The sequence below is a fragment of the Mycetocola sp. BIGb0189 genome, assembly GCF_024810155.1.
GTDB lineage: Bacteria > Actinomycetota > Actinomycetes > Actinomycetales > Microbacteriaceae > Mycetocola > Mycetocola lacteus.
On record NZ_JANUED010000006.1, the window covers coordinates 188357 to 208885 of the forward strand.

Annotated in this window: 18 protein-coding genes and 2 tRNA genes; 8 read left to right on the forward strand and 12 right to left on the reverse strand. The window is 65.5% G+C overall.

The features are described 5' to 3' along the window. The first annotated feature begins 23 nt into the window (after positions 1–23). Positions 24–1277 carry a D-alanyl-D-alanine carboxypeptidase family protein gene (locus M2390_RS11115; RefSeq protein ID WP_259178724.1) on the forward strand — a complete coding sequence of 418 codons (1254 nt, stop codon included), beginning with the start codon at positions 24–26 and terminating at the stop codon, positions 1275–1277. 78 nt (positions 1278–1355) lie between these two features. Here M2390_RS11115 and M2390_RS11120 read toward each other — a convergent pair whose 3' ends face one another. After that, positions 1356–2114: an SGNH/GDSL hydrolase family protein gene (locus M2390_RS11120; protein ID WP_121688457.1), complete on the reverse strand. Its 759-nt coding sequence runs from the start codon at positions 2112–2114 to the stop codon at positions 1356–1358. A 194-nt stretch (positions 2115–2308) separates the two neighbouring features. Between M2390_RS11120 and M2390_RS11125 the strand changes: the two genes are divergently transcribed. Further along, complete coding sequence (locus M2390_RS11125) at positions 2309–4117, forward strand: DEAD/DEAH box helicase (RefSeq protein ID WP_259178726.1); 1809 nt, start codon at positions 2309–2311, stop codon at positions 4115–4117. Positions 4118–4201: 84 nt separating this feature from the next. Here M2390_RS11125 and M2390_RS11130 read toward each other — a convergent pair whose 3' ends face one another. The 6 genes from M2390_RS11130 to M2390_RS11155 form a co-directional block, all read right to left on the reverse strand. After that, positions 4202–5026: an ABC transporter ATP-binding protein gene (locus M2390_RS11130; protein ID WP_259178728.1), complete on the reverse strand. Its 825-nt coding sequence runs from the start codon at positions 5024–5026 to the stop codon at positions 4202–4204. After that, complete coding sequence (locus M2390_RS11135; RefSeq protein WP_259178729.1) at positions 5023–6075, reverse strand: iron chelate uptake ABC transporter family permease subunit; 1053 nt, start codon at positions 6073–6075, stop codon at positions 5023–5025. The genes M2390_RS11130 and M2390_RS11135 overlap by 4 nt, the downstream gene beginning before the upstream one ends. Next, a complete protein-coding gene (locus tag M2390_RS11140; protein ID WP_259178733.1) occupies positions 6072–7100 on the reverse strand; it encodes an iron chelate uptake ABC transporter family permease subunit in 1029 nt (342 codons plus the stop codon). Before M2390_RS11140 ends, M2390_RS11135 begins: the two co-directional genes overlap by 4 nt. A gap of 4 nt (positions 7101–7104) precedes the next feature. Next, entirely contained in the window at positions 7105–8031 is a 927-nt protein-coding gene (locus tag M2390_RS11145) for a siderophore-interacting protein (RefSeq protein WP_259178735.1), read from the reverse strand. Further along, a complete protein-coding gene (locus M2390_RS11150) occupies positions 8028–8990 on the reverse strand; it encodes an ABC transporter substrate-binding protein (RefSeq protein ID WP_259178738.1) in 963 nt (320 codons plus the stop codon). Before M2390_RS11150 ends, M2390_RS11145 begins: the two co-directional genes overlap by 4 nt. A gap of 133 nt (positions 8991–9123) precedes the next feature. Further along, the gene (locus M2390_RS11155) at positions 9124–9897 is read right to left on the reverse strand and encodes an AraC family transcriptional regulator (protein WP_259178740.1); all 774 of its coding nucleotides are present in this window, start codon (positions 9895–9897) and stop codon (positions 9124–9126) included. 147 nt (positions 9898–10044) lie between these two features. On the opposite strand from M2390_RS11155, the gene M2390_RS11160 reads away from it, so the two are divergent. After that, positions 10045–11064, forward strand: coding sequence for a hypothetical protein (locus M2390_RS11160; RefSeq protein ID WP_259178743.1), 1020 nt, complete (start codon positions 10045–10047; stop codon positions 11062–11064). Between the two features lie 9 nt (positions 11065–11073). Here the strand turns inward: M2390_RS11160 and M2390_RS11165 are convergent, their stop codons facing one another. Then, on the reverse strand, positions 11074–12333 hold the full coding sequence (locus tag M2390_RS11165; RefSeq protein ID WP_259178744.1) for an MFS transporter: 1260 nt from the start codon (positions 12331–12333) through the stop codon (positions 11074–11076). Positions 12334–12431: 98 nt separating this feature from the next. Here M2390_RS11165 and M2390_RS11170 point away from each other — a divergent pair, with 98 nt between their 5' ends. After that, positions 12432–12779, forward strand: coding sequence for a helix-turn-helix transcriptional regulator (locus M2390_RS11170; protein ID WP_259178747.1), 348 nt, complete (start codon positions 12432–12434; stop codon positions 12777–12779). A gap of 67 nt (positions 12780–12846) precedes the next feature. Here the strand turns inward: M2390_RS11170 and M2390_RS11175 are convergent, their stop codons facing one another. The 3 genes from M2390_RS11175 to M2390_RS11185 all read right to left on the reverse strand — a co-directional run bounded on the left by M2390_RS11175 (position 12847) and on the right by M2390_RS11185 (position 15065). Beyond that, a complete protein-coding gene (locus tag M2390_RS11175; RefSeq protein WP_259178749.1) occupies positions 12847–13818 on the reverse strand; it encodes a hypothetical protein in 972 nt (323 codons plus the stop codon). A gap of 573 nt (positions 13819–14391) precedes the next feature. Beyond that, a tRNA-Leu gene (locus M2390_RS11180) sits at positions 14392–14476 on the reverse strand. 504 nt (positions 14477–14980) lie between these two features. Further along, positions 14981–15065 (reverse strand) — tRNA-Leu (locus M2390_RS11185). 162 nt (positions 15066–15227) lie between these two features. On the opposite strand from M2390_RS11185, the gene M2390_RS11190 reads away from it, so the two are divergent. Genes M2390_RS11190 through mshC form a run of 3 tightly spaced genes read left to right on the forward strand, consistent with a single transcriptional unit; the run spans position 15228 to position 18659 of the window. Further along, positions 15228–16544, forward strand: a complete 1317-nt coding sequence (locus M2390_RS11190) for a M20/M25/M40 family metallo-hydrolase (protein ID WP_259178751.1) — start codon at positions 15228–15230, stop codon at positions 16542–16544. Between the two features lie 26 nt (positions 16545–16570). Continuing rightward, positions 16571–17416 carry an undecaprenyl-diphosphate phosphatase gene (locus M2390_RS11195; RefSeq protein ID WP_259178753.1) on the forward strand — a complete coding sequence of 282 codons (846 nt, stop codon included), beginning with the start codon at positions 16571–16573 and terminating at the stop codon, positions 17414–17416. Further along, positions 17406–18659: a cysteine--1-D-myo-inosityl 2-amino-2-deoxy-alpha-D-glucopyranoside ligase gene (gene mshC / locus M2390_RS11200; RefSeq protein ID WP_396822978.1), complete on the forward strand. Its 1254-nt coding sequence runs from the start codon at positions 17406–17408 to the stop codon at positions 18657–18659. The genes M2390_RS11195 and mshC overlap by 11 nt, the downstream gene beginning before the upstream one ends. A 62-nt stretch (positions 18660–18721) precedes the next feature. On the opposite strand, the gene M2390_RS11205 is transcribed toward mshC, so the two are convergent. Further along, positions 18722–19732: a PAC2 family protein gene (locus M2390_RS11205; protein WP_259178755.1), complete on the reverse strand. Its 1011-nt coding sequence runs from the start codon at positions 19730–19732 to the stop codon at positions 18722–18724. 101 nt (positions 19733–19833) lie between these two features. On the opposite strand from M2390_RS11205, the gene M2390_RS11210 reads away from it, so the two are divergent. Beyond that, the gene (locus M2390_RS11210) at positions 19834–20529 is read left to right on the forward strand and encodes an HAD family phosphatase (protein ID WP_259178757.1); all 696 of its coding nucleotides are present in this window, start codon (positions 19834–19836) and stop codon (positions 20527–20529) included.

Sequence of the window (20529 nt, forward strand, 5' to 3'; positions counted from 1 at the left end):
GGGATCGCACATAAACTGATTCGGTGACCCAATTCCCCCTTCGTCGAGACCGGCGATCCCGGGCCCGCAGCCGATCGCTGCTCCGCGCGCCCCTCGCGATCGCCATCGTATTAGCCGTTCTAGCCGCCTGCTATGGCGGGTATGCGCTGCTGCGCCCCCTGCCCGCCTCGGCCGCCACCCCTGCGGCCACGCTGGCCACCCCCGCCAGCGCGAAGGAGCCCATCGCCTGGCCCGCCAACGGCGTGGCCGCGATCGGTGAGGTGGGATACGACGGAATCCTGGCCAGCCACGGCTCGCAGGAGCGCACCTCGATCGCCAGCATGACCAAGACGATCACCGCCCTGGTGGTCCTGGAAAAGCTTCCGCTGGCCAAGGGGGAGTCCGGCCCCACCTATACGTTTACCGCGCAGGATCAGCAGATCTATCAGGACACCGTGGCCGAGGGTGGATCCCGTGCCCCGGTGGTGGTGGGCGCGCAGGTGACCGAGCGTCAGCTGCTTGAGGGCCTGATGCTTCCCAGCGGCAATAACTATGCGATCACCCTGGCGAACTGGGCCTACGGGTCGATGGAGAACTTCCTCCCGGCCGCACGCGCCTGGCTGGATAAGCACGGCCTGACCGACACCGTGTTGGCCGATGCCAGCGGAATCAACCCGGGCAGCCAGTCCTCCCCGCCGAACCTGGTGGAAATCGCCAAGCTGGTGCTGGCACACCCGGTCCTCAGCACCGTCGTCTCCGAGAAGACCGCCTCGATTCCCGCCCTGGGCGAGGCCGGCAACCTCAAAAACACCAATGAGCTGCTGGGAACCGGCGGTGTCATCGGGATCAAGACCGGCACCACGATTGTCGCCGGGGCCTGCCTGATGTTTGCCGCCGAGCGCGAGGTTGCGGGCAAAAAGGTCACCGTGGTGGGTGTGGTGATTGGTGCTCCGACCCATGAGGAGCTGTTCGCCTCGGTGAGCAAGCTGCTGGACAGCACGTATTCGGCCTTCGGCGAGGCCACCCTGATCAAAAAGGGTGACCCGGTGGGCTTCATCCAGACCCCGTGGGGAAGCCACGCCAACGTGGTTGCCACCGAGGATGCCCGCGCCGTGGTGTGGCGTGATTCCCCGGTGACCCGCAAGGCCAGCATCGATCCGCTGGCCTCGGGAAAGCAGGGTGATCCGGCCGGCAAGATCACGGTGACCGAGAACGGGGTGTCCACCGAGGTCCCGGTGGCCCTCGCGGATGACCTGGACGGGGCCTCGATCTGGTGGCGCCTGGCCAACCCGATGTAGCCACGCAGACCAAAACGCCCCGGACCGCGCCACATGCTGGCGCGGTCCGGGGCGTTTTTGTTCACATCCGGTGGGACGTTAGGGCTCCGGGAAGATGATCGGTGCAGCCTCGGGGCGCTTGGCGCTGACGTTATCGCCCGAGCTCTGGTGACGCAGCCGGCGAATCACCCAGGGCACCAGGTGCTCGCGCGCCCAGGCCAGATCCTCCGAGCGTGCCTGCCGCCAGGAGGACTCGGGCATTGCCTCGGGACGCAGCGGCTGGAGATCGTTGGGGACGTTCAGCGCGTCCAGCACCATCCGGGCCACGGTGTGGTGGCCGAGGGGGTTGAGGTGCAGGCGATCGGGGGCCCACATGCCGGGATCCTGGATCTCGGAGAGTGCCCACTGGTCGGCGACGATGCAGTCGTAGCGCTGGGCGACGGCGCGCACGTTTTCGTTGTAGATCGCGACCTTGCCACGCAGTGCCCGCATGACCGGGGAGAAACCGGTGTCCACCCCGGTGAACAGGACGATCGTCGCCCCGTCCCGGGAGAGGGTGCGCACGGCACCGTCGAGCTTCTCGGCGATCTCATCGGGGTCGGTGCCCGGGCGGATCACATCGTTGCCACCGGCGCACAGGGTGATCAGGTCGGGGTGCAGGCTGAGTGCGGGTTCGAGCTGGTCGTTGATGATCTGACCGATCAGCTTTCCTCGAACGGCCAGGTTAGCGTAGGCAAAATCCGGGCAGTCGCGGGCGAGTACCTCGGCCACACGGTCGGCCCAGCCGCGGTTTCCGCCGGGAGCACCGGGCTCGGGATCACCGATGCCCTCGGTGAAGGAGTCCCCGATGGAGACCATTCGTCGCCACGGGTGAAGCTGTGATTCGGTCGCGGGTTCGGGGGTGGTCACGGGGTTCCTTCCGGTCGCTAACGAGGGTCGCCTCTAATGTACCCGGCTCGCCCGGGAAATTTCGGAGGCGGGCGCAAACTCGCCATCGGCTCGGCAGTGTCGGAGGGTATCCGGTAGTGTCTAGTTCAGTGAGCGAAGAGTTGATGACACCGGATTCTGGTTCCGGTCCACGCATCGGAACCTCCGCCGCCGAACACCTCTCACCCTCCTTCCCGGAGCGTGCGGCGTGGGGTACGGTCAGCAAGTTGCGGGCCTGGCAGGCCGAGGCGATCGAGAAGTATTTTGAAACCGAGCCGCGCGATTTTCTCGCCGCGGCTACCCCGGGCGCGGGCAAAACCACCTTCGCCCTGCGTCTGGCCGCCGAGCTGTTGGCGCGGCGCACGGTTGAGCGGGTCACCGTGGTGGCCCCGACCGAGCACCTGAAAAAGCAGTGGGCCGATGCCGCCGCCCGGGCCGGCATCCGGCTTGATCCGAACTTCTCCAATGCCGAGCGCCGCTATGCCTCGCACTATCACGGGGCCGCGGTGACCTATGCTCAGGTGGCCGTACGGGCCTCCCTGCACCGCGAGATCACCGAGTCGCGCAAGACCCTGGTGATCCTGGACGAGGTCCATCACGGCGGCGACGCGCTCAGCTGGGGCGATGCGATCCGCGACGCCTTTGAGCCCGCGACCCGCCGACTCTCGCTCACCGGAACCCCGTTCCGTTCGGACACCGCGCCGATCCCCTTTGTGCTCTACGCCCCGGACAATAAGGGCATTCGCACCTCGGTCACCGACTACAACTACGGCTACGGCCGCGCGCTTCAGGACGGCGTGGTGCGTCCGGTGATGTTTATGGTTTATGCCGGACACATGCGCTGGCGCACCAAGGCCGGCGATGAGATGGAGGCGCGCCTCGGCGAGGGCAATACCAAGGACATCACCTCGCAGGCCTGGCGCACGGCGCTGGACCCCAAGGGGGAGTGGGTGCCGCAGGTGCTCGACTCGGCCAATAAGCGACTGACCGAGGTTCGGCACGCGATCCCCGATGCCGGTGGGCTGGTCATCGCGACCGATCACTACACCGCGCGCGCGTATGCGGCGCTGTTGAAGGAGATCACCGGCGAGGAGGTCACCGTGGTGCTCTCCGATGATGCCGGTGCCTCCGACCGGATCGATGAGTTCTCCCAGGGCACCAGCCGCTGGATGGTGGCCGTACGGATGGTATCCGAGGGGGTGGACGTGCCTCGCCTGGCGGTGGGGGTCTACGCAACCTCCTCGTCCACCCCGCTGTTTTTTGCGCAGGCGATTGGCCGCTTCGTGCGGGCACGCCGCCGCGGCGAGACCGCCTCGGTGTTCCTGCCGAACGTGCCGCCGCTGATGAATCTGGCCGCCGCGCTGGAGCTCGAGCGCGACCACGCGCTGGATCGTCCCACCAGCGACGAGGGCGACTTCTACAATCCCGAAGACGCCATGGTGGCCGCCGCCAATAAGGAGGATCGCGCCTCCGAGGAACTCGGTCAGGAGCTGTTCTCCTTCGAGGCGATGGGATCCTCGGCGAACTTCGATCGCGTCGTCTTTGACGGTCAGGAGTTCGGCGGCTACGCGGAACCCGGGACCGATGAGGAGCTCGATTTTATCGGGCTGCCCGGCATCCTCGAACCCGAGCAGGTGCACGAGCTGCTCACCCAGCGCCAGCAGCGTCAACAGCGCCGCCAGGATGATCGTGAGGCCGCGGGAATCGCGCCGCCGGAGACCACCCCCGAGCCGCTGTATCGAACCCTCAAGGAACAGCGCTCGCTGCTGAACTCACTGGTGGGGCTCTATGCCAAGCAGAGTGGCCAGCCGCACGGGTTGGTCCATGCCGAGCTACGCCGGGTGTGCGGCGGTCCCGCGGTGCCGCAGGCCAGTGTGACCCAGCTGCAGTCACGGATTCAGTATCTGCGTCGTCAGCTGGGGAGCCAGCGCTAGGTCCGCGACCGGAGGGGGGCGCGCCGCCCGCCCCGCTTCGCCTGACTGTTGGTTGCGGTGGCCCTTGTCGCGAATCCCTCGTCGTCAGCGTGCGACGATCATCGGGGTGCCGGAGTGCGGGTCGGTGATGACCGTGCAGGGCAGACCGAACACGCGTTCCACGTTGTCCGCGGTGACGACATCGGCGGGGGTGCCGGTGGCAACCACCTCGCCATCGCGCATCATCACGATGGTGTCGGCGAAGCGCGCCGCCTGGTTGAGGTCGTGCAGGACCGCGACGATCGTGCGTCCCTCGGCATTCAGCCGCGCAAACAGCTTGAGCAGGTCGTACTGGTGCGCGATGTCGAGGAACGTGGTTGGTTCATCGAGCAGCATGGTTGGGCTCTCCTGCGCGAGCAGCATCGCGACCCACACGCGCTGGCGCTGCCCGCCGGAGAGCTCGTCGACGAACCGGTTGCGCAGCGCGTCGGTGCCGGTGAGTTCCAGGGCGCTGTCCACCGCGGCGCGATCCTCTCGCGACCACTGTCGCAGCATGCTCTGGTGGGGATGCCGACCGCGCGCGACCAGATCGATCACGCGGATGCCGTCGGGAGCGATCGAGGTCTGCGGCAGCAGCCCGAGCTTCCGGGCAACCTCCTTCGGTGACTGCTGAGCAATCGCCGTGCCGTCGAGTAGGATCTGCCCGGCCGTCGGCTTCAGCAGGCGCGCCATCGCACGCAGTAGCGTCGACTTACCGCAGGCATTGGGACCGACGATCACGGTGAACGATCCGGGGGTGATCTCGACATCCAGGCGTTCGTCGATCACCCGCTGGTCATACGCGAGGCGCACGCCGTGTGCCGCGATGCGGGCGGGCCCTCGCCCGTCTGCCTCGGAAGCCGGGGTGGTCAGGGAAGTCTGTGCGGTCATCGTCGTCTCCTTGCTTCGTGAATCAGCAACCACACCAGGTATCCGCCGCCGAGCACGACGGTGACCAGGCCCACGGGGAGCTGGGTGGGTGCGAACAGTCGCTGTGCGATGAGGTCACTCGTCGCGAGCAGCAGCGCGCCGAATGCGGCGGCACCGGATAGTGTCACGCCGGCGCTGCGGGCCACGCGCCGGGCGATCTGAGGGGCGGCGAGTGCGATGAAGGCGATCGGGCCCGCCAGGGTGATCACGACGGCGCTGAATCCGACACCGGCCACCAGCAGCAGCGCCCGCACGCGTCCGGTGCGGACGCCGAGTGCGGCGGCGGTGTCATCACCCATCTCAAGCAGGTGCATGCGATCCGCCATCACAGCGCACAGGACGCCGAGCGGGACGAGGCACGCGACGGCGGGAAAAATCCGGTCCCAGCCGGCCCCGTTCAGCGTTCCCATGCCCCAGGACGCCGCCATCATCGACACCCGCAGGTCCGAGTTCAGGATCAGCCAGGACGTCACCGAGGCGAGCATCGAGCCCACCGCGATGCCAACGATGATCAGGCGGAACCCCTGGAAACCGCGCCGGAAGGCGAGCAGGTAGACGGCGAGTGCCGCGACCAGGCCGCCGCCGAACGCGCCGAGAGCGATGGTGAGGTACCCGAACGTTCCCGAGGTGATCACGATGAGCGCGCCGGTGTAGGCACCGGCGTCGAAGCCGATGATGTCGGGGCTGCCGAGCGGATTGCGTGTCATCGACTGGAAGATCGCACCGGCGGCACCGAGCGCCGCCCCGAGCATGAGGGCGAGCAGCGCCCGCGGCAGACGCCACTCGACCACGACCAGCGTCTGCTTTGGCGTTCCCATGCCGAACAGCGTCGCGATGACGTCTCCCGGTGCGATGACAAAGTCTCCGAGGCTGAGCGCGAGGATCGAGACCAGCAGCGCCGCGGTGAGCGCGAGAATCACGGCGAGTGCGCCGCGCAGACTGATGCGTCGAGTGAAGGGGCCGCGCTCGATCTCCAGCATCCGCGGCGGGCGGGTATCGAGGGCGCTCACAGGCTACTGGCCTTTCGCGCGCGCACCAGCACGATGAGCACGGGCGCGCCGATGAACGCGGTGACCAGCGCGACCGGCAGCTCGCCCGACGGCAGAACCAGGCGTCCGACAACGTCCGACACCAGCAGGAGCAGGGGAGCGGCGAGCACGGTGCCGGCCATGATCCACACCTGGTGCGGGCCAACGAGCCAGCGCACGGCGTGCGGCACCATGAGGCCGATGAACCCGATTGGGCCCGCGGCGGCCGTTGCGGCACCGCACAGCAGAGCGACGGCGACGATCGACATCACGCGCGTGAGTCCCACCCGGGTGCCGAGGGCCGTGGCGAGGTCATCACCCAGCGCCAGGGCGTTCATCGACGGTGCGAGCCAGAAGGCGATGATCAGCCCGATGACGAGGAAGGGCAGCACGCCGAAGACGTCGCTGGTGAGCGATTGAAGGGAGCCGACGGTCCAGGTGCGGATCGTGTCAAACACGTCCGATCGCAGCAGCGCGATGCCGCCGGTGATCCCCGACAGTACCGCGCCGAGCGCGACGCCGGCGAGGGTCATGCGCAGCGGGTCCGCGTCTCCGCGTCCGGCGGCACCGATGAGAAAGACGAGCAGCGTCGCCGCGATCGCGCCGGCGAACGCGAACCAGATGTACTGGAACACGCCGCTGGCACCGAGAAACGCGACCGCGAAGACGACGCCGGCCGAGGCGCCGGCGTTGACACCGAGGATGCCGGGATCTGCGAGTGGATTGCGGCTGAACGCCTGGATCAGCGCGCCCGCCACGCCGAGGGCCGCGCCAACGGCGAGGGCGATCACCGTGCGCGGAATTCGCATCTCGCGCACGATCACGCCGGCCTCGGTGTCCGCGCCGAGCAGCCCGTGCCACACGTCGGTGAGCGGGAGTGACTGGGATCCGAAGATGATGCTCGCGATAATGGCGGCGATGAGGCCGCCCGCGAGCAGTGCGAGCGCGACGACGCGCCGCACGGGCGACGCTGATTCGGCGACGCGTGGTGCAGGGGTGGTGCTCATCGGGTCACAGGCCGAGCTTCTCGAGCTCCGCCTCGTAGGCGTCGGTGATGCTCTCCGCATCGGTACCCTCCTCGACGTCCCAGAGTGCGGACAGGCGCGCGCGATCCTCATCGGACAGCGCGTCGAAGCGGTCGCGCCACTCCTCGGCACCCTCGGTCCAGTAGCCGATCACCTTATAGGCCGATGCGGGCAGGCCGAGCGTGTGGCGCAGGTGCTTGCGTACCCCGCGGGTTGCGCGCGTCTCGCCGGCGACCCAGACGTATCCGGGGCCATCCGGAAGCTCGGCGGACGCGACGATCTCGGCGAGACGGGTCGGGCCGTGCCCGTTGCCGCCGTGCACCCAGTGCAGCTCGACGCCGGCGGGCAGGGTGAGGTGCTGCTCATCCTCCGCCGACGCGACCTCGAGGACGATGCGTGTGCGCACGCCCGCCGGAGCGGTCTCGGCGAGGCGTGCCGCCGCGGGAAGACCGGTCGCATCGGCCACGAGAAGCTGCCACCTGATGTCTTCGGGCGGCGCATACAGTCCGCGCGGGGTGTTGACGCCGACCACGTCGCCCGGCTGGGCATCCAGTGCCCATGCCGCGGCGATGCCCCCGTCGTGAACAACGAAGTCGATCGTCAGCTCGCGCGCGGCCTCGTCCCAGCCGCGCACCGTGTAGGTGCGCATCTCGGCCGGGGTGACGCCCTCGGGATAGTCCCAGTAGCCGTCATCGGTGGGGAAGGGGAGGACCGGCTCGTCGCGCTGCGAGGCGGGGAAGAACACGCGCAGGTATTCGTCGCCGATGCCGGAGGACACGAACCCGTCCAGTCCGTCGCCGCCAAACACGACGCGGACCATGCCGGTGGTCAGGCGCCGCACCCGCTGCACCACGATGCGGTGAATCAGGTGCACGGTTTTCTCGGTTGCCGTGGTCTCAGCTGCGGCGCTCATCCGAGGAGTGCCTTCTCGACGACCTCGAGGAACGCGGTCTGGCCGCTGGGGGAGCCGTAGGCCATCTCGTAGTCGTAGCCGTAGACGGTGTTGTTGGTCACGAAGGGCAGACGGTTCCAGATCGCGTTACTCTTGAGCGCCTCGTCGGTGGTGAGGAGGCCGGAGCCGTCCTCGTTGGTTCCGGCGAAGACGGCATCGATACCCTCGAGGCCACCGAGCTGCTCGAGGCTGAACGCGGTCGAGTCGCCCACGGGCAGGCCCTTCGCGTCGGCGTTGGCGAGCGGGGTGATGGTCAGGCCGAGGTCGCCGAACACGAGGCAGGGCACGCCGTAGCAGCCGACGCTCACCTGCCCGTCGCGGAAGGCCATATCGGCGACGACCGGATGGATGCCGCGCTCGTCCAGACGCTTGCGGACGTCGGCGACCTTTGCCTGATAGTCCGCGGTCCACTTGTTGTACTCGTCGGTGCGGCCGAGATCGGTGGCGAGCTGCTTGAATGGGTCGCGCCAGTCATTGCCGGCGAACGCGTTGTACGTGTACGTCGGGGCGATCTTCTGCAGCTTTGGATCGAGGTCGGTGTTACTGCCGATGCCGTTGAGGATGAAGTCGGGGTTGACCGCAAGCACACCTTCGAAGTTGTACTCCGGGAAGTTGACGAAGGTCTTCAGGCCCTTCAGCGGTTCCTGCGGGAAATACGCGGGGAAGGTCTTGAAGTCCTCGCGCACCGGCTGGGTGTCGGCGAGGTGGAAGCCCAGCGTCATGAGGATGTCGAGGTCGGTTGTGTAAAACCCGAGCGCGGCCTTGGGCTCCTTCGGCATCTCGATCGTGACGCCGGTGGGTGTCTTCAGCGAGACGGTCTCGGCGGCGGCCGCACCGCCCGAGGCTTGCGATGCGCAGGAGGTGAGCGCGAGGGCGGCGACGGCGGTTGCGGCGAGGAGGGCGAGGGCACGGGAGCGCATGGCGGAGTCCTTCGAATAAGAAGCGAGGGGGATTTTCAGGCAAGGCTTGCCTAACTAACCCAGTATTACTCGCCATCATATCGGCTGACTGCCACATGCTATCGCGCAGGAGCCGAACTCCTCGGGCGGCGGCTCAGGTTGTGCGTGCCCGCGCGCTCGCAAAGGCTCCGGGCGTATGGCCGATCTCGCGGCGGAACGCCTGCACAAACGCGCTCGCCGAGGCGTAGCCAACCTTGGCTGCGGCGGCCGAGACCGAGTGATCTGCCGCCAAGAGTTCGATCGCGCGCCGCATCCGTGCGCGCGTGCGCCAGGTCGTGAAGGTCAGTCCCGTCTCGGCCACAAACAGGCGCGACAGGTTTCGTGCGCTGGCACCGACGGCGAAACCCCAGTCCACGAGCTCCCGATCATCCGCCGGGTCTGCCAGGATGGCCTGGGCGATCCTCAGCGTGCGGTCATCAACCGGCAGCGGGAGATCCACGGTGGACACCTGCACGGGCTCCAGCAGCATCGGCACCAGCAGCTCCGCGTGTGTGCGCACCTCCTGTGACAGATACGGCGGCACCTGCAGGCGTGAGAGCAGGGCTCCGACGGTCTCGGGGATCGCGACGGCGGTGACGTCGTCGGCGGGGGAACCGATGTGCGGTTCCAGGTGTGTGCACCGGAACGACGTGTGCGCCGCCGCGACCACGCGGTGTTCCACGCCGCGGGGGATCCACAGCCCGACCGCATTGGGAACGGCGAACCAGCCGCGTTCGGTCTCCACGGTCAGCGTTCCGCGTGTCGCCCACAGCAGCTCGTTGAGGTTGTCATGACGGTGCGCGCCCCACTCGATCCCCTCGGCGACCGTGAAGTCATCCGTGTCGATCGCCCACACGGGGTCGGCGTCGATCTGGCCGTTCAGCGACATGTGGGGAATGGGTGTGGTGCGGTGGTCATCGTGAACGCGAGTCTAGGCGGTGCATGCGGGGCGTGCAATTCGGACGCCGGGTGCCCGGAAATCGGCTGGCCCGTTTTCCCGACCGCGACCGGGCGCGCTGCGCGCTAGGCTCGGAAGATGTCCGCGTCTTCCCCGTCTCCGTTGGAGCACGCACACCGTTCGTGGTGGCGTCGTGTGCTCTCGCAGCCGCTCATCTGGGCGGCACTGTGCCTGGCGCTCACGCTTCCCTGGACGCTGAATGAGCGCGGTATGGATGCGGCGCCGTTCATTCTGACGCTCATTGGTGGATGGCTTCTCGGGGTCGCGTTTGTGAACTTGACCCTGAGAATGCAGCCGGTGCGCCGCGGCGTGATCGTGCATGTCGGGGTGGCCGCGGTGGCCACCACCGCGATGATCGTCGGTGTGGAGGGTGGCGGTGCGTTCATTCGCGCTCTGCCCGAGGCGTTCCGTGGTCCCGTGTTCATGGGCCAGCTTGCACTGATTCCGGCGATCTGCTGGACGCTCCTGGGGCTGCTGAGTCGGGTGACGCTCCTCGCCCGGAGACCGGCGCGAAGCCCGCGCACGGCACCCGAGTGGGTCGAGGATCGCACCGGGGTAGCCGTCACGTTCCACGCCGTTCCTATGCGCCTGCGCGCGCTGTATGGCTGGGGGATCGCCCTCGCGGTGTTGGTTGCCGTGGTGATCTCGATTCCCATTGTGAACGATGCCGTGCCGCGCTGGGCAAACCAGTCGCCGATGGTTTTTCTCGCCGCAGCGGCCATCGTCGCACTTCCGCCGTATCTCGTGTTCCGTGCCGTGTGTGCCCATCGGACGCGTTCCGTTGTGCTGCGATTCACCCCGCGTGGGCTCACTCTCACGGAAGATGGCGTGAGCGTGCAGATTCCGTTGAGTCGCGTGACCCGGCTGGTGTGGTCGGTCTCGGGGGAGACCGCACGCGTCGAGATCCAGGCACCGGGCGCGAATCGATCGCTTCTGGTGAGCGTCGCCCGGCACGGCCGTGGCACGCTCGCTCAGCTTCCTCCGCTGCGGGCGCGCACTGCCAGCTGGCTCGCCGAGGCCGGGCTTGTCCCCGTGGAGCCCGCCGGATCCCGGGCGAAGCGCGCCCCCGCACGCGTATTCGAACGGGTGTTCGAATAGCCTGGTGCCCTAGGCGGCGGGTGCGATCGGGCCGGTTTCCGGGTGCGGGTTGTGCTCGGCGCGTTCGGCCTCGCGTTCCAGGCGGCGGTCCCGCCGAGAGGTCAGCTGCGCGATCAGTGCGATGAGGGCGCTCGCCGCCATGACGAGACCGTACAGGGTTGCGACGGTGGCGAGGCCCAGCACGGGTTCAAGCGCTCCGGCGATGAGGACGGGGACACCGAAGGATAGGTAGCTGACCACGTAGATCGCCGAGAGGAGCCCCGCGCGGTGCTGGGGTTCGGCCGTGGCGGTCAGCATGCGCAGGGGTGCCTGGAAACCCGCACCAAATCCGATGCCACCCACGATGCTGGCGATGATCAGGAGCGCGAAGGACTCAATATCCACCGCGATCACAACGAGTATCGAACCGGCGATGAGTCCCGCGAGCCCCGCCAGGAGGGCGTGTCGGGGATTCATTCCACGGGTGACGACCCCGGTGGCCGCCCCGATCAGGGTAAACAGGCCGATCAGGAGCCCGGGAAGCAGGTGATCGGTGAGGCCAAAGCGTGCGATCAGAATGGACGGCAGCATGGCGAGGAACAGGCCACCGAGGCCCCAGCTCGCGGCAAACGCGCCGGCCAGCGCCCCAAACAGCGAGCGGGAGGCGGCGGGGATCGCAAGGGTGGGGCGCAGCGACGCGAGGCCGCCCGGGCGGCGCGTGACGGTTTCGGGGACCCAGATCAGCGCTACGGCCAGTGCAATGAGCAGAATCGTGAAGCTCGCATAGACGGTGAATGCCGGGTTGGGGGCAAAGCGGGTGAGAACGCCGGACACGATGGCTCCAAACGCGAGCCCCACCGGCGGGACCGAGCCGTTCAGTGTGGCTGCCAGGGCGGTGTTGCCGCGGGGTGCGTTGTCGAGCATTGCCGCGCCGAGGGTGCCCATCATGAGGCCCACCGAGCCGCCCTGCACGATGCGGGCGAGGATGAGGGTGCCCGGCCCGTTCGCGAACATGAAGAACCCCATCGCAATCAGCAGTCCCGCCAGCCCGATCGCGATGAGGGGCTTGCGGCCGATGTAGTCCGAGAGCGCGCCGGCTGTCAGGAGCGTGATGAGCAGTCCTCCCACATACACCGCAAACACCGTGGTGGTCAGCAGCGGGGTGAGGTGCCACTCGGCGCTGTAGAGCGGATAGAGCGGCGAGGGCGCGGAGCCGGTGGCGATGGAGGTGAGCAGGATGCCGGCGAGGATCCAGATCCCGCCCCGTCGCGAAGAGGCCGAGGAATTCATCAGGTTTGCCTTCCAGGGATTCAAGTACGAGAATTGTCGTACTCGAAAAGAGTACTACCAAAGTCGTACTATGCGGCAAACGGGGTATGCTAAACGCCATGACCGTGCAGATTGAGTCGGCTCCGGGCCTGGATTCGCGCCTGGAGCAGCCCGCACCGAGTGAGATGCGGGCGGATGTGGTGTTTGCGGCGCTCTCGGATCCGATCCGAATCACCATCGTGCAGCGCCTGATGAGCGAGGGCGATGATGCCTTCCGCTCCTGCACGTGGGTGGGGATCGACCGCCCCAAATCCACCCTGACCCATCACTTCCGGGTGCTGCGCGAGGCCGGCGTGATCGAGCAGCGCCGATACGGCACCGAGCGGCGCAGCCGCGTACGCGTGGACGATCTGGCCGCTCGCTTCCCGGGCCTGCTGGACATCGTGCTCGCCGCACCACTGGACTAGCCTCGCGCAGAAAAATGGCCGACCCGAGTAATCGGGCCGGCCCTTTTTCTGGGGGTGCAGCTTAGTTTTAGCCTCTGGAGAGTTCGTATGAGTATCGTTTGAGGAAGAGCGTTTCGGCCTGGATGTAGAGCTGTTTAATGCGCGTCTGTTCTCCTGAAATGGTGAGGAATACTAGGTCAATACACTCCTCCGGCGTGAAGACGCTGAGTGGGAGGGTTTGAATCTGCATACGAGCCGCCATAATTTCTCGGGCTTCGGACTCGGAAATTCCGGCCTGGTCAATCCACTTAGTGAGGTGCTTTGGCAGTCCCGGAGCGATGGTGATAGTTGATGCGTCGTAGGGGAAAAAGTTTTCGGCGTAGATGGCCAGGAAATCCATGTTAAAACCGTTTGTGGAGCCGTTGACGTCTGAGAAAAACACTTCGGCTAGCATCGCAATAGCTTCGACGAATCGATTCTCCTCCGCGAGAAGGTAGGACAGTCTGAGCTTTGCGTTCCTGGCGAGACCGAAGTCTCTGCGCTGTGTGTGGTCGATTTGAGCCTGATGGACATAGTTCCAAAGCACCTGCCGATAGCTGCCGCCGTGCGCAGCGATCTGTTCGGTAAGTGAAAATATGTCGAGGTCTTCTATGCCGGCATTTTGGTGAATGTAGAGGATGTGTGGGCTGGCATCTATTGCAGCTTGGCCAAGTACTGTGCGGCCGAAATAGCGCTCAGGAAAATACTGGTTTAGCTCTTTCAGGGAGACTTCCTCGAGAATGCGAGCTACGAGCTTCGCCTTGCTACCGGTTGGGCTCAGGGACAGTTTGGTCAGCAGCGACTTCAGCATGGGGAGCGTTTGGGCAGATATCGAATGATCAATACCCGCGACTTCGAGAAACCCGCGGGATTCCAGGTTTCGCAAAATATCCATTGGGCTGGAGACGCCATATCTGTATTGCCAAAACTGTTGTTGTGGCGGTTTACCGGTGAGAATCTTGGGGGCATAGTTCAGGAGTAGAAGTTCGTGTGGAAAGAGACCAAACGAATCAGGCGACATAGTGCGGATTCGCGTCGCCACTGGTGGCGCAGCACTATGTGAAAGAACGCGTGGCGTTGAGTCTGGGTGAGGAGTCCTGATCATGGGTCTCGAGACGTCGCGTCCAGCCACAGGTGTGTCATCTTTTGCAACTTTCGTCTTCCGACTAAACCAACCCATGTGTTCACTCTCATCGTCCGACAAAACGTACTTGAAGCTCCAACGCTAGTGGATCGTGTGGATCTCAGGGCAACTTGTGCTCGGTCCTGTATCAGTGCGTTTGAAGGTAACGTCAGGAAACCCAGCCGTGGCATGCAAGACGAGCTTTTTGATCAGCGCTTCATTGATGATGACGCCCTCGATCTGGCCATATGAACCGTTCTGGGCGTGGCAATACTGTTTTTCATTGGGTCCCCGTATTTATGCAGAGGCTACGCTGATCTATTCCGCAAATCTAGAGCTATGGAATGTGCGTCGTTGAAAATGGCGGCAGAGGATAACGATTATTCGGCCATAGGCGTTCGAAATCGCTGGGAGACGAGGAAAGGCCCAGATCCGAAGATCTGAGCCTTTCAGTACTGTCTCAACACAGTGTGCGCGGAAGGGGACTTGAACCCCTACGCCCTAATACGGGCACTAGCACCTCAAGCTAGCGCGTCTGCCATTCCGCCACCCGCGCGGGTAACTTCCGATTTCTCGGCTTGATCACTTTCGTGACCGGCGTTTGTTGTCTGGGCCGTGGCCGTTCCAACAGATAGAACACTACCAGAGACCAAACTGTCGTTTTCGCGGGTTGCGACCGACCCATCGCGACCGTCGGTGTGCGTGAGGGTGAATTTCCGCGAAATTACCGGTGTTTTTCGGGGTTGCGCGATGGTGGAGGTGGGTGATCTGCTCCGCATTTTGTTGGCGTTTTAGCTGTACGCCGCGAGTGTCGCGGCCCCTTTTCTCGAATCAGCGGAGGCACTTTCGGCGCGCCCAAGGGTTGAGCGTGTATTCAAAATCGAGCATCCTGTCGCGTTCCCAAAAACGAGGAAAGGCCCAGATCCGGGGATCTGAGCCTTTCTGTACTGTCTCAGCACAGTGTGCTGCTGTAAATGGTGCTGTGGGAGGTGAGCCCCTCACAACGAGGAAAGGCCCAGATCCGAAGATCTGAGCCTTTCTGTACTGTCTCAACACAGTGTGCGCGGAAGGGGACTTGAACCCCTACGCCCTAATACGGGCACTAGCACCTCAAGCTAGCGCGTCTGCCATTCCGCCACCCGCGCGGGTAACTTCCGATTTCTCGGCTTGATCACTTTCGTGACCGGCGTTTGTTGTCTGGGCCGTGGCCATTCCAACAGGGAAAACTTTACCAGACGCCCCACCGGCGTTTTTACCAACCGACACAATTCCGGCATTCGGTTGGGATGCACGATAGCCTTGTGGTCATGACCGAGGCCCAGAATGACGCGGAATTTGCGCTCGATGAGACTGCAATAATCACGCGCGAACTTATCCAGATGAACACAACAAACTACGGCGACGGTGTGTCGAACGGGGAAACCGAGGCCGCCGAATATGTGGAGGCGAAGCTGCGGGCGCTCGGACTTGAGCCGCAGATGTTTGACGCCGCGCCGGGGCGTACGAGCGTGGTCGCGCGTGTCCCCGGGCGCAACCGGGACAAGGGTGCGCTCGTGGTGCACGGGCACCTCGACGTGGTGCCCGCCGAGCCCGAGAACTGGTCGGTGGATCCGTTTGGTGGCGTGATTAAGGACGGCATGATCTGGGGCCGCGGTGCCGTGGATATGAAAAACATGGACGCGATGATCCTGACCTCCCTCGCCGATGTGCTTGAGCAGGGTGGTCCCGAGCGCGACCTGGTCATCGCCTTCTTTTCCGATGAGGAAAACGGTGGCATTTTCGGATCCCACTACCTGGTGGACAACCACCCGCACCTCTTTGCCGGCGCCACCGAGGCCATCAGTGAGGTCGGTGGATACTCCGTCACCGTGAACGATAAGCGGGCCTACCTGCTGCAGACGGGGGAGAAGGCGCTGGTCTGGGCCAAGCTTGTGGCCACCGGCACCGCCGCCCACGGTTCCCGGGTGCTTGAGGATAACGCGGTGACCAAGCTGGCCCGTGCGGTGGCCGCGATCGGGTCGATTCAGTGGCCCGTGCGCCTGACCGATACCACCGAGGCGCTGATTGCCTCGCTCGCGGGCATGCTCGGTGTGGATCCGCAGCGGGTGGGGCCGGAAGAGATTGCGCTGGCTACCGGTCCGGCGGGTGCCTTCATTCATGCCTCGCTGCGTACCACCAGCAACCCGACCATGCTCTCCGCGGGATATAAGCACAACGTGATTCCCGACCGGGCCGAGGCGCGGATCGATATTCGCTGCTTCCCCGGAGAGGAGGCCGAGGTCGTGGCGCAGCTGCAGGCGCTGATCGGCGACGAGGTTCAGATTGAGATTTCTCACCAGGACGTGGGTATCGAAAACCCGGTCACCGGAACGCTGGTGGATGCGGTCACCGCGGCACTGGGGAAGCATGATCCGGGCGCGCCGGTGCTCCCATATTTGCTCGCCGCGGGCACCGACAACAAGGCTCTGTCTAAACTTGACATTGCCGGCTACGGTTTTGCCCCGTTGAAGCTGCCGGCCGATCTTGATTTCCCGGCGATGTTCCACGGTGTCGACGAGCGCGTTCCTCTGGACGCCCTCGTGTTTGGCCGCGCGGTTCTCACCGATCTGCTTCTTGACTACTAATCCCCACAGAAGAAAGTACCCCTCGCGTGGAATTTATTAACGCCATAATTTTGGGCCTGGTGCAGGGCCTGACGGAGTTCCTTCCGGTCTCCTCAAGCGCCCACATTCGCATCGTGGGTGCCTTCCTCGGCACCGGCGAGGATCCCGGTGCCCGGTTTACCGCAATCATCCAGATTGGTACCGAGCTTGCGGTGATCCTGTACTTCTGGAAGGACATCGTTCGCATCATCGGTGCGTGGTGTAAGGGCCTAGTGGGGAAGGTGCCGCGGACCGACCCCGACGTGAAGATGGGCTGGCTGATCATCCTCGGCTCGATCCCGATCGTGGTGCTTGGACTGCTGTTCAAGGATGACATCGAGACCACCTTCCGCTCGCTGTGGTTCACCGCCACGACCCTGATCGTGTTCGGTATCATCCTGGGTGTTGCCGACTGGCTGGGACGCAAGCGCCTCGAGGTCAAGGACCTCACCTACGGTCACGGCATCATCTATGGTCTGGCTCAGTCGCTCGCGCTGATCCCGGGTGTCTCGCGTTCGGGTGGCACGATCACCGCAGGCCTCGCCCTCGGATACACCCGGGCCGCGGCCGCGCGCTATGCATTCCTGCTGGCAATCCCCGCCGTGATGGGTGCCGGTTTCTACCAGGTCTACAAGGCTTTCACCGACACCTCGGGCGGCCATGAGCCCTTTGGTGTGGCCGCGACCATCGTGGCGACCATCGTCGCCTTCGTGGTGGGCCTCGTGGTGATCGTGTTCTTCATGAACTACATCTCCAAGCGCAGCTACCTGCCGTTCGTGATCTACCGGATCGCGCTCGGACTGGTGCTGTTTGTGCTGCTGGGAACCGGGGTGCTGTCGGCATATGGCAACTAGCCTCGGGACGATCCCCTCGTGGACCGCTCCGCGGGTCCCGGCGCTGCCCGGGACCGGTGGTGCGCCGCGCATCCTGAACACCGCAACCGGTTCCTCCGCCCTGGCCAACACCGACGGTGTCGCGGGACTGTATGTGTGCGGCATCACCCCGTATGACGCGACCCACCTGGGCCATGCCTCGACCTATCTGGCCTTTGACACGCTGCAGCGCGTCTGGCTGGATGCCGGCTACGAGGTGCACTATGTCCAGAACGTGACCGACGTGGATGACCCGCTGCTGGAGCGTGCCACGGCCACCGGCGTGGATTGGCGCGCGCTCGCCGCCGACCAGATCGAACTGTTCCGCACGGACATGGCGGCCCTGAACATCCTGCCTCCGCGTGAGTATGTGCCGGTGACCGACACCATCGATGCGGTGGCCGCTGCCGTGGCCGAGCTTCTGGAGGCGGGCCTCGCCTACCGGGTTGAAACCACCGATGCCGAGGGTGAGGACATCTACTTTGATGTCGCGGCCGCCGCTTCCCAGGGGCCCTGGACCCTGGGATCGGTGAGCGGGTACACCCGTGAGCTGATGTTGACCCTCTCCGCCGAGCGGGGTGGTGATCCCGAGCGTCCGGGCAAGCGTGACGCCCTAGACCCGCTGCTGTGGCGCGCCGAGCGGCCGAACGATCCGTCCTGGCCGGCGGCAATCGGAGCGGGCCGTCCGGGCTGGCATATCGAGTGCAGCGTGATCGCGACCGGCCTGCTGGGGGAGAACTTCACCGTGCAGGCCGGCGGGGGAGACCTGCCGTTCCCGCACCACGAGTTCAGCGCCGCCCACGCGTCGGCCCTGACCGGGGAGCCGCTGGCTCGCATCTACAGCCACGCGGGCCTGGTGGCCTTCGAGGGCGAGAAGATGTCGAAGTCGCTGGGCAACCTGGTGCTGGTCTCCAAGCTGCGCGCCGCCGGCACCGAGCCCGCGGCGATTCGCCTTGCGGTGCTCGCCCACCACTACCGCAGCGACTGGGAGTGGTTTGACGCCGACCTGAGCGGCGCCGAACGCCGCCTGGCTTCCTGGCGTACCGCTGGCACGGCCCCGGTAGCCGGATCGACCCTGGCGCTGTTGGAGCGCGTGCGTGGCGCCCTGCAGGACGACCTGGACACACCGGCCGCCCTCGCGGAGATCGATGCGGCCCTGGTCGAGATCGATGACACCGAGCTGTTCGCCGATCTGGTGTCGGCGCTGCTGGGAATCACGCTCTAGCCCGATTCGCGCACAGACAAAACGCCGCCCGCAGTCCGCGGGCGGCGTTTTTGTGTGGATGGCTAGGCGGTGGGGGAATCTGGCAGGTCGGGGTCGCCGGCGCCCTCCGTGCCGTCTTCCGTGTCGCCTTCCGCGGCGTCCGTTTTGCCCTCGTCGGTGTCGGGTCCGGGCTCGCTTCCGGTTTCGGCCTCCGGCGCGCTGTCCAGGAACCGGCGGAACTCGCGCGCGATCGCCTCGCCGGAGGCTTCGGGATCCTCGACCGTGTCGCGAGCCTGCTCCAGCTGGGTGATGTAGTTCACCATGTCGGGGTCCTCGGCGGTCAGCGCGGACACGGTCTGCTCCCACTCGGCGGCTTCGGCAAGCAGGTTGCCACGCGGAATCACCACACCCACGAGCTCCTCGATCCGATCGATTAGGGCCAGAATCGCCTTGGGCGAGGGGGTGTTGTGGACGTAGTGGGGAACCGAAGCCCACACCGACAGGGTGGGAATTCCCACGGCCTCGGCGGCCACGCACAACACGTTGAGGATGCCCACCGGGCCCTCGTACTGGCTACGCTCCAGCTCAAGCTCCCCACGAATGTCGGCGTTGTCGCTGGAACACTCGATCTGGATCGGGCGGGTGTGTGGGGCGTCGGCCAGGACCGAACCCATCACGATGATGCGGCCGATGTCGTGCACCAGCGCGGTGTCCAGCACCTCGGAGACAAAGGCCTGCCAGCTCCTACTCGGCTCGGTGCCCAGCAGGAGATAGACCTGCGATTCGTTGCTGGTACTGGCGTGTGCCCCCAGCGATTCGGGGATGAAGGCGGGCTGCGCCTCGATGCTTTCGGCATCGTGTGTGGTCTCGCCCGGGGCATAAAAAACGGTTTCGGGCCAGCGCAGCGCGCGGCGTCCCGACTCGTCGAAATAGATCGTCGGGCGGGTGAATTGGAAATCGTAATAGGGTTCGGGATCGATGCGTTTCACCGGGGTTGCCGCCAGGTGTTCGCGCAGCACCTTGGCCGCGCCGGATGCCGCCTCGCCGGCGTCATTCCACCCCTCGAAGGCCACCACTAGAATTCGCTCAGTCACCAGATTCTCTCCTGCATGCTCGTGCCCGTGATCGCGTCCGAGGGACGCGCGGGCGTGATTACACCCTACTGCCCGGGCCGGACCAGGTAACATGGGACCCCGTGACCACTCAGCTTCCCGCCGCAGTCCTCTGGGACATGGACGGCACCCTCGTAGACACCGAACCGTACTGGATTGCCACCGAACGGGAGCTTGTGGGCTCCTATGGCGGCACATGGACCGAGGAGGACGCCCTGCAGATGGTGGGCTCGGGCCTCTGGGAGTGTGCCGCGGTCCTGCAGAGCAAGGGCGTGGCCCTGGAGCTGGATGAGATCGTGGCCACCATGACCGGTCGCGTGATCGCCAAGATCGAGGAGCACGGTGTGCCCTTCCGCCCCGGCGCGCTGGAGCTGCTGCGCGAGCTGCGGGAAAACAACGTTCCCACCGCGCTGGTCACCATGTCGATTCGAACGATGGCCGAAAAGGTCATCGACATGATCGATTTCCCCGCCTTTGATGCGCTGGTCACCGGAGACTCGGTCACCCACGCCAAGCCCCACCCCGAGCCCTATCTGCTGGGTGCCGAGGCGCTGGGCGTGGATATCCGCGCGTGCGTGGCCCTGGAAGATTCCCTCCCGGGCATCACCTCGGCGGCCGCCGCCGGCACCACCGCGATCGTGGTTCCCCATGCCACACAGGTCGCCGAAAACCCCGACTTTACCGTTTGGCCCACCCTGGAAGGGGTGACGCTGGATGATCTGAGCGCGCTTGTTTGGCGTCGCACCACCCTCAATAACACCCAGGAGATTTCTTCGTGA

What these genes read in the sequence shown, in the direction of transcription:
- M2390_RS11120 (WP_121688457.1), bottom strand. Translation starts at nt 2,114, where the DNA reads ATGGTCTCCATCGGGGACTCCTTCACCGAGGGCATCGGTGATCCCGAG.
- M2390_RS11125 (WP_259178726.1), top strand. Translation starts at nt 2,309, where the DNA reads ATGACACCGGATTCTGGTTCCGGTCCACGCATCGGAACCTCCGCCGCC.
- M2390_RS11130 (WP_259178728.1), bottom strand. Translation starts at nt 5,026, where the DNA reads ATGACCGCACAGACTTCCCTGACCACCCCGGCTTCCGAGGCAGACGGG.
- M2390_RS11140 (WP_259178733.1), bottom strand. Translation starts at nt 7,100, where the DNA reads ATGAGCACCACCCCTGCACCACGCGTCGCCGAATCAGCGTCGCCCGTG.
- M2390_RS11145 (WP_259178735.1), bottom strand. Translation starts at nt 8,031, where the DNA reads ATGAGCGCCGCAGCTGAGACCACGGCAACCGAGAAAACCGTGCACCTG.
- M2390_RS11150 (WP_259178738.1), bottom strand. Translation starts at nt 8,990, where the DNA reads ATGCGCTCCCGTGCCCTCGCCCTCCTCGCCGCAACCGCCGTCGCCGCC.
- M2390_RS11155 (WP_259178740.1), bottom strand. Translation starts at nt 9,897, where the DNA reads ATGTCGCTGAACGGCCAGATCGACGCCGACCCCGTGTGGGCGATCGAC.
- M2390_RS11160 (WP_259178743.1), top strand. Translation starts at nt 10,045, where the DNA reads ATGTCCGCGTCTTCCCCGTCTCCGTTGGAGCACGCACACCGTTCGTGG.
- M2390_RS11165 (WP_259178744.1), bottom strand. Translation starts at nt 12,333, where the DNA reads ATGAATTCCTCGGCCTCTTCGCGACGGGGCGGGATCTGGATCCTCGCC.
- M2390_RS11170 (WP_259178747.1), top strand. Translation starts at nt 12,432, where the DNA reads ATGACCGTGCAGATTGAGTCGGCTCCGGGCCTGGATTCGCGCCTGGAG.
- M2390_RS11175 (WP_259178749.1), bottom strand. Translation starts at nt 13,818, where the DNA reads ATGTCGCCTGATTCGTTTGGTCTCTTTCCACACGAACTTCTACTCCTG.
- M2390_RS11190 (WP_259178751.1), top strand. Translation starts at nt 15,228, where the DNA reads ATGACCGAGGCCCAGAATGACGCGGAATTTGCGCTCGATGAGACTGCA.
- mshC (WP_396822978.1), top strand. Translation starts at nt 17,406, where the DNA reads ATGGCAACTAGCCTCGGGACGATCCCCTCGTGGACCGCTCCGCGGGTC.